14 protein-coding genes and 1 tRNA gene are annotated in these 15,855 nt (G+C 65.2%); 8 read left to right on the top strand and 7 right to left on the bottom strand.

Translation table 11 applies throughout. The features are described 5' to 3' along the window. The gene (gene mutY, locus WM2015_RS08290; protein WP_049725603.1) at positions 1–1,044 is read left to right on the top strand and encodes an A/G-specific adenine glycosylase; all 1,044 of its coding nucleotides are present in this window, start codon (positions 1–3) and stop codon (positions 1,042–1,044) included. On the opposite strand, the gene WM2015_RS08295 is transcribed toward mutY, so the two are convergent. Next, positions 1,037–1,681: a response regulator gene (locus tag WM2015_RS08295; protein WP_049725604.1), complete on the bottom strand. Its 645-nt coding sequence runs from the start codon at positions 1,679–1,681 to the stop codon at positions 1,037–1,039. The genes mutY and WM2015_RS08295 overlap by 8 nt on opposite strands. Then, positions 1,678–2,823, bottom strand: coding sequence for a sensor histidine kinase (locus WM2015_RS08300; RefSeq protein WP_049725605.1), 1,146 nt, complete (start codon positions 2,821–2,823; stop codon positions 1,678–1,680). Before WM2015_RS08300 ends, WM2015_RS08295 begins: the two co-directional genes overlap by 4 nt. A 147-nt stretch (positions 2,824–2,970) precedes the next feature. Between WM2015_RS08300 and WM2015_RS08305 the strand changes: the two genes are divergently transcribed. After that, a complete protein-coding gene (locus tag WM2015_RS08305; RefSeq protein ID WP_049725606.1) occupies positions 2,971–3,669 on the top strand; it encodes a DUF2306 domain-containing protein in 699 nt (232 codons plus the stop codon). Positions 3,670–3,676: 7 nt separating this feature from the next. Next, complete coding sequence (locus WM2015_RS08310) at positions 3,677–3,952, top strand: oxidative damage protection protein (RefSeq protein ID WP_049725607.1); 276 nt, start codon at positions 3,677–3,679, stop codon at positions 3,950–3,952. A 66-nt stretch (positions 3,953–4,018) separates the two neighbouring features. On the opposite strand, the gene WM2015_RS08315 is transcribed toward WM2015_RS08310, so the two are convergent. Next, positions 4,019–4,504, bottom strand: coding sequence for a DUF6491 family protein (locus tag WM2015_RS08315; protein ID WP_049725608.1), 486 nt, complete (start codon positions 4,502–4,504; stop codon positions 4,019–4,021). Positions 4,505–4,684: 180 nt separating this feature from the next. On the opposite strand from WM2015_RS08315, the gene WM2015_RS08320 reads away from it, so the two are divergent. The 4 genes from WM2015_RS08320 (at position 4,685) to coaE (ending at position 8,560) form a co-directional block, all read left to right on the top strand. Continuing rightward, positions 4,685–4,760 (top strand) — tRNA-Phe (locus WM2015_RS08320). 79 nt (positions 4,761–4,839) lie between these two features. Continuing rightward, positions 4,840–5,673 (top strand): peptide chain release factor N(5)-glutamine methyltransferase, encoded by an 834-nt coding sequence (prmC, locus tag WM2015_RS08325; protein WP_082169568.1) that lies wholly within the window; start codon positions 4,840–4,842, stop codon positions 5,671–5,673. A gap of 90 nt (positions 5,674–5,763) precedes the next feature. Then, positions 5,764–7,899, top strand: a complete 2,136-nt coding sequence (locus WM2015_RS08330) for an FAD-dependent oxidoreductase (protein WP_049725609.1) — start codon at positions 5,764–5,766, stop codon at positions 7,897–7,899. Between the two features lie 19 nt (positions 7,900–7,918). Then, positions 7,919–8,560: a dephospho-CoA kinase gene (gene coaE / locus WM2015_RS08335; protein ID WP_049725610.1), complete on the top strand. Its 642-nt coding sequence runs from the start codon at positions 7,919–7,921 to the stop codon at positions 8,558–8,560. On the opposite strand, the gene WM2015_RS08340 is transcribed toward coaE, so the two are convergent. The 4 genes from WM2015_RS08340 to smc all read right to left on the bottom strand — a co-directional run bounded on the left by WM2015_RS08340 (position 8,553) and on the right by smc (position 15,369). Beyond that, the gene (locus WM2015_RS08340; RefSeq protein WP_049725611.1) at positions 8,553–8,993 is read right to left on the bottom strand and encodes a universal stress protein; all 441 of its coding nucleotides are present in this window, start codon (positions 8,991–8,993) and stop codon (positions 8,553–8,555) included. The two genes, coaE and WM2015_RS08340, sit on opposite strands and share 8 nt — an antisense overlap. A gap of 76 nt (positions 8,994–9,069) precedes the next feature. Beyond that, the gene (ligA, locus tag WM2015_RS08345) at positions 9,070–11,076 is read right to left on the bottom strand and encodes an NAD-dependent DNA ligase LigA (protein ID WP_049725612.1); all 2,007 of its coding nucleotides are present in this window, start codon (positions 11,074–11,076) and stop codon (positions 9,070–9,072) included. A gap of 11 nt (positions 11,077–11,087) precedes the next feature. Beyond that, positions 11,088–11,855 carry a cell division protein ZipA gene (zipA, locus tag WM2015_RS08350; protein ID WP_049725613.1) on the bottom strand — a complete coding sequence of 256 codons (768 nt, stop codon included), beginning with the start codon at positions 11,853–11,855 and terminating at the stop codon, positions 11,088–11,090. 31 nt (positions 11,856–11,886) lie between these two features. Next, positions 11,887–15,369 carry a chromosome segregation protein SMC gene (smc, locus tag WM2015_RS08355; protein ID WP_049725614.1) on the bottom strand — a complete coding sequence of 1,161 codons (3,483 nt, stop codon included), beginning with the start codon at positions 15,367–15,369 and terminating at the stop codon, positions 11,887–11,889. Positions 15,370–15,440: 71 nt separating this feature from the next. On the opposite strand from smc, the gene queF reads away from it, so the two are divergent. Then, a complete protein-coding gene (gene queF, locus WM2015_RS08360) occupies positions 15,441–15,830 on the top strand; it encodes a preQ(1) synthase (protein WP_049725615.1) in 390 nt (129 codons plus the stop codon). The last annotated feature ends 25 nt before the right edge of the window (positions 15,831–15,855 follow it).

Consider the following 15,855-nt stretch of genomic DNA (forward strand, 5'->3'; position numbering starts at 1 on the left):
ATGAGCTTTTCCGAACGCCTGCTTGCCTGGTGGGAGCGGCACGGCCGCCACGACCTGCCCTGGCAGACCGATCGCAGCCCCTATCGGGTCTGGTTATCCGAGATCATGCTGCAGCAGACGCAGGTCGCCACGGCGAAACCCTACTTCGAGCGATTCACCCAACGATTTCCTGAGCTCGAGGATCTGGCTCGGGCCGAGATCGACGAGGTGCTGGCGCTCTGGTCCGGACTCGGCTACTACGCACGAGCCAGGAACCTGCATCGAAGCGCCGAGCTTTGCCTGGAACGGCACGATGGCAGCCTGCCCGAGCAGGCCGAGGCCCTGCAGGCCCTGCCCGGCGTCGGCCGCTCGACCGCGAACGCCATCCTGGCCCAGGCCTGGGATCGCCGGGCACCGATTCTCGATGGCAACGTGAAGCGCGTGCTGGCCCGCCACCGAGCGATCGCGGGCTGGCCCGGGCGCAGCAGTGTCGAGAAGCTGCTCTGGCAGGCCGCCGAAGAGCTCACGCCCGACAATCGGGCCGCGGACTACACTCAGGCGATCATGGACCTCGGTGCCACGGTCTGCCGACCCCGAAATCCCGACTGTCGGCGTTGCCCGGTCGCCGAGGATTGCCGGGCCAGGATCGAAGGCCGCACCGAGGAGCTACCCGGGCGACGGCCGAAGAAGACCCGCCCCCGACGGCAGGCGGAGTATCTGCTCCTGCGGGATTCAGCCGGTCGCGTGCTGCTGGAACGGCGGCCTCCGGCGGGCATCTGGGGCGGACTCTGGTCATTGCCCGAACACGACAGCCTGGAACTGTCCGGCGAGCTGGAGCCCCTGCCCTCGCCGGCACCGATGGAACACGAGTTTTCCCACTTCAGCCTGAGGCTTGAGTTCCACCATGTCAGGCTCGACACCGCGATTCAGGTCGAAGATCGGGTAACGGCCTGGCTGAACATCGCTGAGGCGCTCGAGCGCGGACTGCCTCGACCGATGCGCGCCTTGCTCGAATGCCTCGACGAATCCGATCCAGGCCAGGCGGCCAGGGACAGGCTCAGATGATCCTCAAGGTGATGGCCTTGAGTACCGCCCGCGTCCGATCCCGGGTACCCAGCTTGGCGAGAATGTCCGAGACGTAGTTCTTCACCGTTCCTTCGGCCAGATGAATCGTGTTGGCGATCTCACGGTTCGAATAGCCACCGGCCAGCAGGCGCAGAATCTCGATCTCTCTCGGCCCGAAGGGTTCGACCGGCGCGCTCTGATCATCGTAGCGGTAGTGCCCGCGCACCCGATCCGTGGTCACCGGCTGCAGCAGGCTCCCGCCCGCGACCACTTCGCGAATCGCTGCCTCCAGGTCCGGGGGCTCGATATCCTTGAGCAGAAAGCCCTGCGCGCCGGCTTCGGCCGCCCGGGGCAGCAGATCGTCGTCATCGAAGGTGGTCAACAGGAGCACCGGGACCGATTGACCCGAGCGACGGAGCTGCCGGGTCATCTCGATCCCGTCGAGTACCGGCATGCGGATATCGGAGATGACCAGATCGACCGCTTCGCTCGCCAGCAGCTCGATCATGGCCTGGCCCGAATCCGCTTCGGCCACGACCCGGCAATCGGCGATACCGGCCAGGATGGCTTTCAGACCTTCACGGACCATCACCTGGTCGTCGGCAAGGGCAATCCGGATGGGCGCTGCTTGACTCATGGCGCGATGCTCACGGGCAGCCAGGCGGACAGGTGCAGCCCGCCGCGAGACGAAGGCTCCAGGGACAGGCCGCCACCGAGCAGTTCCAGCCGCTCGCGCATGCCCTTCAATCCCAGGCCGGGCCGGATCGGCCACTTGAGCTGCCCATCATCGTCCAGGCCCAGTCGCCAGCGATCGCCATCTCGAGCCAGGTGGAGCCAGACATGCCTGGCGCGACCGTGGCGGGCGGCATTCGTCAGCCCTTCCTGAACCACGCGCATCAGGGTCTCGGCGTCGCCGACTCGGTCCACTTTGACCTCGGGCTCGATCTCCAGCTCTAGGCTCAGGCCGCTGAGCGGTGCCGCAAGCTGGCGAAAGCCTTCTTCCAGAGACAGGCCGTCGCTGATGCGCAGCTGTCGAACCACGGCGCGAAGATCGTCCAGCAGCTCGCCGGCCAGCGCATCGGCCGCTTCCAGCCTGTCACGATGCCCCACCTCGCCCTGCTGGCGAAGTGCGCGCAGATTCATGCGCAGTGCGGTGAGTTTGTGGCCGGCCACGTCATGCAGCTCCCGCGACAGGCGGAGCCGCTCCTGGTCGCGCGCACTCTGGTCGAGCAGGTGTCGAGTGGCCATGAGATCGGCGTTGACCCGGCGCAGCTCATCGGCCATCTCCTCGCTTTCGGCCGCGTAGCGCAGGACCAGCAGCGCGAAGGCCTGAAAAGCACCGTAGGCGGCGAGACTGACGATGGCGGACGACAGGCTGAGATTCCACACCGTCAGCAGCAAGACGAAGTAGACGGCATTGAGCGCCAGCAGCAGAATGCGCGCCCAGGTCCAGGAAAATCGCGTGACGAACAGGCTGACCACGAGGATCATCAGAATCGGCGAGGAGCCCGACCGGCCAAGGGCCAGCAGGCCGATCAAGGAACCGCTCAGCACCAGCATCTGGACCACGCTTTGCCACGTCCAGCGGCCCTCCTCCTCGCTCCAGAGGAACCAGACCCAGGCCACCAGGAAGGCCAGCAGCAGCGCATCGGCCCACCAACCCGGCCCCAGCGAGGCGCCGAACAGGCGCGAGTTCGAATACCAGACGGCCGACCAGGCGACGTAGGAGGCGAGCGCCAGCGGCGAGAGGATTCTTTGCGAGGGGGACTTGGCGTGCATGCATCAAGGTATAGCCACAAGACTCCGGCCAGGCAAGCCTTGCGGCGCGATTCATGACTTCCGGCACCCTGGATCGCTGACTTCCGGCACCTGAACGAGCCCGACGGGCACGCGAAGCTGTAGCCACGCTCACAAGAGGACTCCGCCATGACCCTGTCTTCCTTCGCCATGCCCCATCTCATCGCCGGGAGCGCCGCACTGCTGCTGTTCTGGATCGCGGTGTTCAAGCGCAAGGGAACGGCCATTCACCGAAAGATCGGTCAGGCCTACCTGGCGTGCATGAGCATCGTGGTCCTCACGGGAATTCCGTTGACGCTCCACCTGTTCCTGACGGGCCATACGATCACCGCTGTGTTCCTCGGCTACCTGGTGATCCTCGTCAGTCTGGCCTGCGTGAACAGCGTGCGGGCGATTCGCTACAAGCGAGACCGCGCCGGCTACTACGGACTCGGCCATCGCCTGGCCGTCGGCGTGCTGGCCGCCGCCGGAATCGCCGTGATGGTCGTGGGCTGGAACTCCGGCGCCGCAGCCATCCTGATTCCCTTCGGGGCCCTCGGGCCCTGGAATCTGTTCGTCCTGATTCGCGATCTCGGAAAGCGGGATGTCGCGCCCAACTGGTGGCTGAAGGAGCACTATGGCGCGATGATCGGCAACGGCATCGCGACCCATATCGCCTTTTCGCAGATCGGCCTGTCGCGACTGCTCCCCGGGCAGAGCGATCTTGTCGCGATGCTCGGCTGGCTGCTGCCGCTGGGTATCGGGCTGACGGCGATCGTGATGCTCGACCGCAGGTACCGACGCCCGGCTGTTAGAATTCCGGCTCCCTCAAGCGCTCCGAGCCATTGACTGAACGATGAGCAGAACCGTGCACTGCCAATTCCTCGGCGAAGAGGCCGAGGGCCTGGACCGAGCGCCCCTGCCGGGGCCGCTCGGACAACGCATCTACGACGGGATCTCGAAGCGCGCCTGGCAGAAGTGGCTGGCGCACCAGACCATGCTGATCAACGAGAAGCGACTGAGCCCGATCGATCCTGAACATCGACGCTACCTGATCGCTCAGGCCGAAGCCTTTCTGTTCGGAGGGAACGTCGATCAGGCGGAAGGCTACGTGCCGCCCGATTCCGACTGACTGGCCGAACGCACTAGTCCAACTGACCAGTCGAAAGGCCAATACGAACTGGCGCCCAGGCGCGGCTCAGGAACCGTCGTCGTCCTCGACGTCCACGCTGACCCGTCGAGCAGCGCCATCCTCTCCCGTCTCGCGATAGAGCGCTTCGATTTCCTCACGCGCCGCCGCGTAGTCGACCGGCCGAAGGCTCATGATCCGACACTCCACCCCACCCAGGCTGACCCGATCGAAACGGTCGATGCTCAGACCGGTCAGGGAGCGGATCGCCAGATGATCTGCAGATCTGAGCTCGAGGTGGCAAGGTGCCGACAGCCCGAGCAGAACGTGACGACTGGCGCCCAACTCGAGCAACACGTATTCATCGCCGATCGGCTGCCAACCTCGAATGACGCCCGAGTAGCGAATGCGCTGCGTTTCGGGACCGGCGTGTCGCAGATAGATCTGCTCCAGTTCGAGGCGACTGGGACCCTGGGTCGCACAGGCTGACAGCAGCGAGGCGATGACGAGTGTCATGACCATTTTCATGACGGGGGTGATATCGAGTCTGACCATGCTCCTTCTCCTTGATGCGGCGTCGCGGCGCTGATGGCGACAAGATACTGAATCATCGCCCTTTTCCTGACAGACCCTAGCCACCCTGAAAAAGTTTCGCCCGCAATGGTTGACTTCGGCGCCTCGAACCGTTCTAATATCGCGCTTCGCGGCGCCTTGCGCTGCGGGCAGAAAAACCAAGGCCAGGTAGCTCAGTTGGTAGAGCAGCGGATTGAAAATCCGCGTGTCGGCGGTTCGATTCCGTCCCTGGCCACCATCTTCCCCCCTGCTACAGACCCACGCCTCCGCTAGCGGACCACTGCAAGCGCATGGCGCCCTGAGCAAGCTGCAAGGCCATGACCCAGCTCAGCTATCGGCAACTGCTCGATCGTCATCGACCACGGCTCGACGATCCCTCGGAAGCGGAGTTGCTGCTGGTTCGCGCCCTGGGCAAATCCCGCGCCTGGCTGTACGCGCACTACGATGACCCGGTGACCCACGGGCCGGAAACCGAACGATTTCTGGCCTGGATCGAACAGCGCGCCGCCGGGCAGCCCGTCGCCTATCTGCTCGGCGAGCGAGAGTTCTACGGACGCAGCTTCCAGGTGTCTCCTGCAGTACTCATTCCCCGACCCGAGACCGAATTGCTCGTCGACCTCGCGCTCGAACTGAGCCTGTCGCCGCCTTGCTCGGCCCTGGATATCGGGACGGGTTCCGGCGCCATCGCCCTCACCCTGGCCGCCGAGCGACCAGACTGGCATCTGACCGCTACCGATCTTTCCGAGGCGGCGCTTCGGATCGCGGCCGGCAATCGTGATCAGCTGGGCTTGTCGAAGGTCGAACTGCTTCGTGGTGACCTGTTCGAAGCGATCGGCGACCGGACCTTCGATCTGATCGTCAGCAACCCGCCCTACATCGCCGAGGGAGATCCGCACCTGGATCGAGGCGACCTTCGCTTCGAGCCCGCCATGGCTCTGAGCAGCGGCCAGGATGGTCTGGCCCTGATCGACCGGCTGATCGAAGAGGCGCCGAGCCACCTGAAGCGGGGTGGTTTCCTGCTGATCGAGCATGGTCACGATCAGGCCGAGCAGCTCCGTCGGCGACTGGCTGCCGCAGGGTTTGCTCAGGCGCAGTCGTGGCGTGATCTGGCGGGAATCGAGCGGGTCAGCGGGGCCTGCTGGCCCGGCTGATTTCGTCGACGAGCGATTTCCTGCCCTGAACGAAAGCTGAGCTAAGATGAGCCGGTCTCCTGGACCATCTCACCAAGCAGGCCCAACCGCATGTCACGCTCCTTCCTCGCGCGCCTCGCGATTCTGTCCATCTTCATCGCCGGTGTCGCGGCCTTCGTCGCCTTCGATCTGGGCCAGTACCTGAGCCTGGAGAGCCTGCGCGCGCACAGGGACCAGCTGCTGGGTTTCGTTGCCGCCAACTTCCAGACGACCCTGGCCGTTTACATCATCCTGTACGTGATCATGGCCGCGCTCTCGGTTCCCGGGGCGGCCGTCATGACCCTGGCCGGGGGCGCCCTGTTCGGTCTGCTGGCCGGCACCATCGCGGTCAGCTTCGCGTCCAGCATCGGCGCGACCCTCGTCTTCCTGGCCGCGCGTTTCCTTTTTCGAGACTCGATCGAGAAGCGCTTCGGACAGCGCCTGGAGGCGATCAATCGCGGCGTGGAGCGCGATGGCGCGTTCTACCTTCTCGCCCTGCGTCTCGTGCCGGTCTTTCCGTTCTGGCTGATCAACCTGTTGATGGCCCTGACCAGGCTGAAACCCTGGACCTTCTACTGGGTCAGTCAGCTCGGCATGCTTCCGGCCACCCTGGTCTTCGTCAATGCCGGCACCCAGCTGGCCCAGGTCGACAGCCTCGGAGACGTGCTCTCTCCGGGTCTGATCGGAGCACTCGCCCTGCTGGGGCTGCTTCCGCTGCTGCTGCGCTGGTTGCTCGGCCTGCTGCAGCGAAGAAAGGTCTATCGGGGACACCGCAGACCGCGCCGCTTCGACTACAACCTGATCGTGATCGGGGCTGGAGCTGCCGGGCTCGTTTCTTCCTACATCGCGGCCACGGTCAGGGCGCGCGTGGCCCTGATCGAGAAGCAGTCGATGGGAGGGGATTGCCTGAACACCGGTTGCGTGCCCTCGAAGGCCCTCATCCGAACCAGCCGCCTGCTGGCCGAGGCGCGCGCCAGCCAGCGCTACGGCATTCGCGAGATGCACGCCGAGTTCGACTTCGGCGAGGTGATGGCGCGCCTGCGCAAGGTCATCGAGAAGATCGCCCCGCATGACTCGGTGGAGCGCTATACGCGCCTGGGAGTCGACGTGATCCAGGGCCATGCCCGTCTGGTGAGCCCCTGGGAAGTCGAAGTGGACGGCCGCCGGATCAGCGCGCGCTCCATCGTGCTCGCCACCGGCGCCGAACCGCTGGTTCCCGATCTTCCCGGCCTGGACCAGGTGCCCTATCGAACCTCCGACACCCTCTGGGACCTGGAGGACCTGCCCGAGCGACTCTGCGTGCTCGGCGGCGGGCCGATCGGCGCCGAACTGGCCCAGGCCTTCGCCCGCCTGGGTAGTCGAGTCAGCCTGATCGAGATGAGCGATCGCCTGCTCCCTCGCGAAGACCCCGAGGCCGGCGAACTGCTCGCCGGTCATCTCGAAGCCGACGGCGTGGCGCTGGCCACGGGGCATCGCGCCCTGCGCGTGGAAACCGGCCGACTGATCTGCGAGCACCAGGGCAAGGAAGTCGGCTTCGAGTTCGACGAGCTGCTGATCGCCCTCGGCCGCAAGGCCAGGATCTCGGGCTACGGCCTGGAATCCCTCGGCGTCAGGATCAAGGGCAACGGCCTGATCGACACGGACGGCTTCCAGCGCAGCAGTTTTCCCAACATCTACGTCTGCGGCGATGCCGCCGGCCCCTACCAGTTCACGCACGTGGCTTCCCACCAGGCCTGGTCCGCCGCGGTGAACGCCCTGATCGCTCCCTGGTGGTCGTTTCGCACCAGCTACCGAGCGATTCCCTGGGTGACCTACACGGACCCGGAGATCGCACGAGTGGGTTTGAGCGAGACCGAAGCCCGCGATCAGGGAATCGAACACGAGGTCACCGTCTATGGCCTCGATGATCTGGACCGGGCCATCGCCGATAGCGCCGACTACGGCTTCGTCAAGGTGCTGACCGAACCCGGCAAGGACCGCATACTGGGCGTGACGATCGTTGGTGCTCACGCCGGTGAAATGCTGCCCGAATTCGTCCTCGCCATGACCCGGGGCCTTGGACTGAATGCCATCATGGGCACGATCCACGTCTACCCGACCTTCAGCGAAGGCAACAAGTACGCTGCGGGAGAGTGGAAGAAAGCGCACAAACCGGAACGTCTGCTGGCCATCGCAAGACGATACTTCGACTGGCGCCGCGGCCGATGAGCCCGGCGAAGGAGGCGCAATGCAGAATCTGACTACCGGACGACCCTATCTGGTCGCCCTGACCGGCGGCATCGCGTCGGGCAAGACCGCGGTCTCCGATGGACTCGCGGCCCGGGGAGCGGTCATCATCGACACCGACCTGCTCGCCCGGGAGGTCGTGCAGCCCGGCAGCATCGGCTTGGAACGAATCGTCGACGTCTTCGGCGAAGACATTCTGCAGGCCAACGGAGCCCTGGACCGCCGGGCGCTCAGACAGCGGATCTTCGATTCCCCCGCCGCCCGTCAGCAACTCGAACAGATCACTCATCCCCTGATCGAACAACGGGTGCGCGAGCGAATCCGCCAGGCCGGCAGGTCCGAGCTGGTGGTGCTGGTCGTGCCCTTGCTGGTGGAAACCGGCCTGTTCGACGACGTCGACGAAGTTCTGGTGGTGGATGTGCCCAGGGAAGTACAGATCGAGCGCCTGACCGCCAGGGACGGCATCTCCATCGAACAGGCCGAACAGATCCTGGCCGCCCAGGCCAGCCGAGAGGAACGGCTGGCACGGGCCGATCAGGTCATCGAGAACGACGGCTCGCTGGCCGATCTCGAGGATCGTATCGATCGCTACTTCGACCGGCTGAAGCGCCGGTCGGAGCGCAAGCTGCGGCTGGTCAGGTAACCACCATCACGGGGCTGCGCGCGTGACGCATGACCTTGTCGCTGACGCTGCCGAGCATGAGGGATTTCATGCGTGACAGGCCGCGTCGACCGATCACCACGAGCACCGCGTTGTCGTCTTCCGTGTAGCGGATGATTTCCTCGGCAGGATCCCCCATCGAGGTCTCCTCTTCCAGCTTCACACCGCCATCGTCACCGAGCGCTTCCCGGGTCTTGTCGAAGGCCCGCTGCGCGGAAGCCTGTGCAGCCTGATCGATATCGGCTCTCGACATGCCGGCCATGCCGATGATTTCCACCGATGCGGCAGGAAAGACATAGAACAGGCGTACACCGATGTTCAGCGGGCGGGCCAGCTCGATCGCGTAGCGAACCGCCCGGACCGCATTTTCGGATCCGTCGACGGGAACCACGATTTCCTTGAAGTGCTCGGTCATTTCTGCCTCCTCGGCCAGAGTGAATAAAGCTGCATTCTAGACAGCTGCCAATGTAACGCAATTGATCCAGGCCAATTCAAGGGGATTCGAGCAGCGCCTCGAGTGCATCCTCGTCCAGCACCTCGACACCGAGGGACTCGGCCTTGTCCAGCTTCGATCCGGGATCGGCGCCGACGATCAGAGCGGTCGTGTTCTTCGAGACGCTCGAAGTCACCTTGGCGCCCAAGGCCTCCAGGCGCTTCTTCGCCTCGGATCGAGGCATGCTGGCGAGCGCGCCGGTCAGCACGTAGGTCCGCCCGCTCAGGGGCAGTGAATCGGTTTCCACCACGACTTCCGGCTCGTAGTGCACGCCCGCCTCGAGTAACGCGCGGATGACTTCACGGTTATGGGCCTCGTCGAAGAAGGCACGCACGTGACGGGCCATGATCGGGCCGACGTCGGGGACGGCCTCCAGCGATTCGACATCCGCGTCGGCCAGGGCGTCCAGGGTCCCGAAGTGCCGGGCGAGATTGGATGCCGTCACCTCGCCGACTTCACGGATACCCAGCGCAAACAGCAGGCGCCCCAGAGAGACCGATTTGCTCTTCTCCAGCGCTTCGATCAGATTCGAGGCCGACTTCTCGGCCATTCGATCCAGGCCCGCCAGGGTGGCGAGATCGAGGTGGTAGAGATCGGCGGGACTGTGCACGAGATCGGCGTCGACCAGTTGTTCGATCAGGCGGCTACCGAGGCCGTCGATGTCCATGGCGGCGCGGGAGGCGAAGTGCTCCAGAGCGCGCTTGCGCTGGGCCGGGCAGACGAGGCCTCCGGTGCAACGTGCCACCGCCTCTCCCTCCACCTGCTCTACCGAGGAGCCGCAGGCCGGGCATTCGCTGGGCATGGTCCAGACTTCGGCGCCCTCGGGACGCTTTTCCGGAATGGAACGCACGACTTCGGGGATCACGTCACCGGCGCGGCGAACGACCACGGTGTCGCCCGGGCGCACGTCCTTGCGCCGGATCTCGTCGGCGTTGTGCAATGTTGCATTGGTGACGGTGACCCCGCCGACGAAGACGGGCTCCAGCCTGGCCACGGGCGTCAGTGCACCGGTGCGGCCCACCTGCACTTCGATGTCATGCAGGATCGTGGTTTCTTCCTGGGCCGGAAACTTGTGTGCCAGCGCCCATCGCGGTGCCCGACTGACGAAGCCGAGCTCACGCTGCTGATCGAGATCATCGACCTTGTAGACCACCCCATCGATGTCGTAATCGAGGCTCGCCCGTCGGCCACCGATCCGCTCGTAGTACTCGAGCAGACCCTCGAGGCCCCGGACGCGACGCACTTCCGGGCTGACCGGCAGCCCGAGCTCCCTGAGCGCCTCGAGCGTGTTGGACTGGCTTTGTGGCAGGCCCGCCTCGCTGGCGGCCCCATAGCAGTAGAAGCGCAGTGGCCGACGAGCCGTGACCCGCGAGTCGAGCTGCCGGAGGCTGCCGGCTGCCGCGTTGCGCGGGTTCACGAACTGCTTCTCGCCCTCGTCGGCCAGACCACGGTTGAGACGATCGAAACCCGAGCGCGTCATGAAGATCTCGCCGCGCACCTCGAGCTCATCCGGGATGTGCTCGCCACGCAGCGTCAAAGGAATGGCACGGATCGTGCGCACATTGGCCGTCACGTCCTCGCCCTGGCGACCGTCGCCTCGAGTCGCGGCCAGCACCAGCCTCCCCTGCTCGTAGCGCAGCGCGATCGCCAGGCCGTCCAGCTTCGGCTCGGCGATGTAATCGACCGTTTCCAGGTCCAGTCGATCCCTGATCCGCCGGTCGAATTCGGCCACTTCCTCCTCGCTGAAGGCGTTCGACAGGGACAGCATCGGCACGCGGTGCGTGACGGTCTCGAAGCCGGGTGCGGGGGCGGCTCCGACGCGCTGGGTGGGCGAATCCTCGCTGACGAGTTCGGGATGATCGGCCTCTAGCGCCTCGAGTTCGCGCAGCAGGCGGTCGTACTCGGCATCCGAGACGATCGGGTCATCGAGGACGTAGTAACGGTAATTGTGATCGTTGATCTGCTGCCGGAGATCGGCAGCGCGCTCGGCCGGACTTGAGCCCATGCAAACCTCGTCTACTGGATCTTGCCCAGGCCGTGGCGGCGGTCGTATTCGCGCATCTCTTCCCGGAGCTGGGCGATTCGCTGACGGGTCACGAGACAGCGGGCATCGTCGAGGACCTCGGCTTCGAGCAGCTCGCCCATGCGTTGTGCCGTGGCGAACATGGCGTCCCAGGCGTCCAGGGCGCTGACCGGCGCCGGCAGGGTCAGGAAGAAGGTGACGCCCGGGGTGTCGAAGACATTCCAGTTGGCCGGGTCGAAATGGCCAGGCGAGATCAGGTTGGCCATGCTGAAGACCGGCTGGGTTTCACCTTCATGCAGACGGTGAAAGATATTCATCTCGCCGAAATCCAGGCCCGCCTTGATGGCGGAATCCAACAATTCGGAGCCGTTGATGTGACGGCCGGAACGACGCTTGACGTACAGCGTGACGATCTTGTCCGGCCGCGACTGGCGGCGACCGCGAGCGCTCGCCCTGCCCGCCTTCGCCTCGTTCTCGGCGCTGTCGCTGTCCTCGTCGGAGCTGGCCACCATCCGCGCCGAAGCCAGGCCCGCTGCCAGGTTGGCCGGCGACGACGGATGTTCGGAGCGCGCCGGCGAAGATTCGCTCTCCGGGGCCTCGCGATCCTGACGGCTTGCTTCGCCGCCCAGGCTGGGCTCGCGCCGATTGGCCAGCCAGCGCTGATGATTTCGCTGCGTCTGGCCTTGCGGCTTGTGGAACAACACGATGGCCGCCAGAACCAGCAGGCCGATCAGAAGCAGGATGAGGCGCAGATTATCCACGGTTGACCTTAGTTCTCCGGCGGCAGCACGATCAAGCCTCGGCCAGGGCCACGGCCTTGTCAAGGTCGACGGACACCAGGCGCGAGACGCCCGACTCACGCATGGTCACGCCGAGCATCTGATGCGCGACCTCCATCGTGACCTTGTTGTGGGTCACGATCAGGAACTGCACCTGCTCGGACATTTCCCGAACCATTTCCGAGAAGCGGCCGACATTGGCATCGTCGAGGGGCGCGTCGACCTCGTCGAGAAGGCAGAACGGCGCCGGGTTGAGGTTGAAGATCGAGAACACGAAGGCCACCGCGGTCAGGGCCTTCTCGCCACCGGACATGAGGTGGATGCGCGCGATGCGCTTGCCCGGGGGGCGTGCCATGATCGCCACTCCGGCCGTCAACCAGTCATCGCCGACCATCTCGAGGTGGCCGTGGCCACCGCCGAACAGACGCGGGAACAGTGACTCCATGTTCTTGTTGATCTGCTCGAAGGTCTCCTTGAAGCGGGTCCGAGAATCGCGGTCGATCTTGGCGATCGCGCTCTCCAGGGTCTCCAGCGCTTCCTCGAGATCCGCGTGCTGGCGATCCAGATACTCCTTGCGCTCGGCCTCGCTCTCGGCCTCCTCGATGGCGGCCAGATTGACCGGCTCGAGCTTGCGGATCTTCGCTTCGAGTCTCTCGAGTTCCTGCTGGTAGGCGCTCGTCTCCGCACCCTCCGGCAGGCTCTCCAGCAGGGCTTCGAGGTTTTCCTCGAGCTCCTCGATGCGCTCCCTGAGGGACTGCGACCTGAGCTGGGTTTCACGCTGCTCGAGCTGGCGCTGGGACTGTTCGCCTCGAATCGTCTCGACATCGGCGGCGGCCATCTGCCGCGCCTGGTCCTGCTCGCGCCAGCTGGCCTCGAGATTCTCGAGCTGTTGCCTCGCCTCGCGCAGGCGCTTCTCGATTTCCAGACGCTGATCGAGCAGCCCATCCCGCTTGGCCTGCTGCTCCCGAACCGGTTCATCGCCCTGGGCCAGAGCTTCGCTGAGCTCCAGATAGCGGCTCTGCAGCTGCCCGACCTGGTTGTCCATCCGAGCGATGGACTGGCGCAGCGAATCCAGGCCCGCACGACTCGATTCGAGCTTGATCGACAGACTCTCTCGCTGCTCGCGGGACTGGCGCTGCTCACGCCGCGCGGTCTCGCGCGCCTCGTCGAGTCGTTGTTTCTCTTCGCGCAGCGGCTCGCGGCCGGCTTCGGCCGTCTCCATCGCCGCCAGCACTTCCTGCATTTCCGACCGGGCCTGACCGACCGCTCCGGCATCGGCGTCCTGTCGTTCGCTCAGTTCACGGCGCTCTTCGTCAGCGGCCTTGCGCTGGCGTTCCAGGGTTTCGAGCCGGGAGCGAATGCCCGCCAGTTGACCGTGCGCCTGGGCGCGCTCGCGCTGGCGCTCCTGGCTGGCCAGATCGAGCTCGCGGGCGTGCGCCTCGCGTTCGCTCAGGGTCTCTCTGGCGCCGCCCAGAGCGGTTTCCAGCTCGGCGATACTCTGCGTGTCCGACTCGATCTGTTCACCCAGCGCTCGAATCTCCTGCTCTCGCTCGAGCAGACCGACTTCGGCCTGATCGTCACTGGGTTGACGAATCCAGCCAACGCCCAGCCAGACACCCTCCGGCGTTACCACCGACTCACCCTCGCCGAGCGTGTTCAGGCGCTGACGCGCCTTGTCCAGATCCTCGGCCATGTGCACCTGATTGAGCAGAACCCTCAGTGCACCGGCGCCGTCGACCACGCTGCCCAGGGTCCCGTCCCGGCTGCCGATCTCCCGACCGTCGGCGACCAGCAGGCCGGCCTTGGGCAGCTTCAGGCTCAACACCCCTGCGCTGTCTTCCACCCGGACCGCTTTCAGCCAGGCGGCGAGCACGGTCTCCACCGCCCCAGTCCAGCGCCGCTCGCGCACCTCGATCGCCTCGAGCACGCGCGCCTCCGGATCAAGGCCCTGCTCGTTGAACCAGCGCCGCAGTGAGCGGGCGTCGTCCTTGCGGTTGAGCACCTTCAGGGATTCAAGTCGGCCCTGACGCTCGTGGCGGCGAGCACGGGCCTGCTCGAGCTCGTTGCGTAGCGATTCGATCTGCCCACGCTGTTCCTCGATGCCCTGGCGAAGGGTCTCCGCCGACTCGCGCGCCTCGGCCAGGCGCGTTTCCGCCTGCTCCAGGGCAGCCTCCGCGGCGGACTTTTCATCGGCCAGAGCCTTGGCCGCGGAATCGCCCGACTGCTGATCCAGCGAGGCCAGTCGCGCCGCCGCACGATTCATCCGGTCATCCAGATGCTCGATGCGCTGGCGCAGCATATCGGCCCGGTTGCGGGCCTGGGAGGCCTGGTTCTGATGTTCCTGCCAGCGTGTCTGCCATTGATTCAGCGCGGACTCGGCCGCCTCGACCCGCTCGCCGGCCTGCTGCTCGGCCACCCGCGCCTCTTCGAGCTGCGGGCTGAGCTCGGCGATCAACTCCGAGGTCTCCTTGACCTGCGCCTTGTCGAGAACCAGGTGCTGCTTGAGCTCGTTGAGCTGGGTTTCGGTCTCTGCGTACTCGGCCTGCTGACGCTGACGAATTTCGCGCTGATGCTCGATCGCCTGCTCCAGTCGTGCGATCTCTCCGGCGACTTCGTAGAGCTCGGCCTGGATCTTGCTGGCCAGCTCCGAGGCCTGATGCTGGCTCTGGCGAAGCGTTTCCAGCTCCTTCTCGGCCGCGCGCTGCCTGGACAGGGCCTCCTGCAGGCGATTCTCGATTTCCTTGAGGGTCTGCGCTTCCTTTTCCGCCTTCGCCTGCAGCTCGCGCCAGCGCAGGGCGATGAGCCGGGCCTCGTCCTGGCGGTAGCGCTTCTTCAGGGTCTTGTATCGCTCCGCCGCCTTGGCCTGGCGGTTCAGCTTCTCCAGCTGCTTGCTGACTTCCTCGCGCAGATCACGCAGGCGTTCGAGGTTCTCGCGCGTGTGTCGGATGCGGTTCTCGGTTTCGCGGCGACGCTCCTTGTAGCGCGAGATGCCGGCGGCTTCTTCCAGAAAACCGCGCAGTTCCTCCGGGCGGGCCTCGACGATCTGCGAGATCATGCCCTGTTCGATGATGGCGTAGCTGCGCGGCCCCAGACCGGTTCCCAGGAACAGGTCGGTGATGTCCTTGCGTCGGCATCGGGTGCCGTTCAGAAAGTAGGCCGACTGCCCGTCGCGGCTGACCTGACGCTTGACCGAGATCTCGTTGTAGCTGGCGTACTCACCGCCGGCACGGCCGTCGGCATTGTCGAAAACGAGCTCGACGGTCGCCGTGGACACCGGCTTGCGGGCGCTGGAACCGGCGAAGATCACATCGCTCATGGATTCGCCGCGCAGCTGACGGGCCGAGCTTTCGCCCATCACCCAGCGCACCGCGTCGATGATGTTCGACTTGCCACAGCCGTTCGGCCCGACGATGCCCATCAGATTGGACGGAAATTTGACGGTGGTCGGCTCGACGAAGGACTTGAAGCCGGAAAGTTTGATTGCGGTCAGTCGCATTGACGCCCTGAATTCCTGCGTTTTGTTTTAATCTACGGCTTTCGTTTCGATCCCAAAGAGAGACCGTCAACATGCCCAGCCAACCCAGCCGGGAGCTCGAGGTATTTCCCAACCCGCAACCCGACAGCGATTATACCATTCGCATTCGAATCCCCGAGTTTACCTGTCTTTGTCCGAAGACCGGTCAGCCCGATTTCGCCGAGCTCCACCTGAGCTATGTGCCCGACCGCTTGTGCGTCGAACTCAAGGCGCTCAAGAACTACGTCTGGAGCTTTCGCGAGGAAGGCGCATTCCACGAGGCCGTGACCAACCGCATCCTGGGCGATCTGGTCGAGGCGACCCAGCCTCGCTTCATGCGTCTGAAGGCCGAGTTCAACGTTCGCGGCGGCATCTACACCACGGTGGTCGTCGAACATCGCGCCGAAGGCTGGATCGCCCCCGAGCGCGTCGACCTGCCCTGAATCGGCGAGCTCAGCCGATCCAGTG

The organism is Wenzhouxiangella marina (assembly GCF_001187785.1).
GTDB lineage: Bacteria > Pseudomonadota > Gammaproteobacteria > Xanthomonadales > Wenzhouxiangellaceae > Wenzhouxiangella > Wenzhouxiangella marina.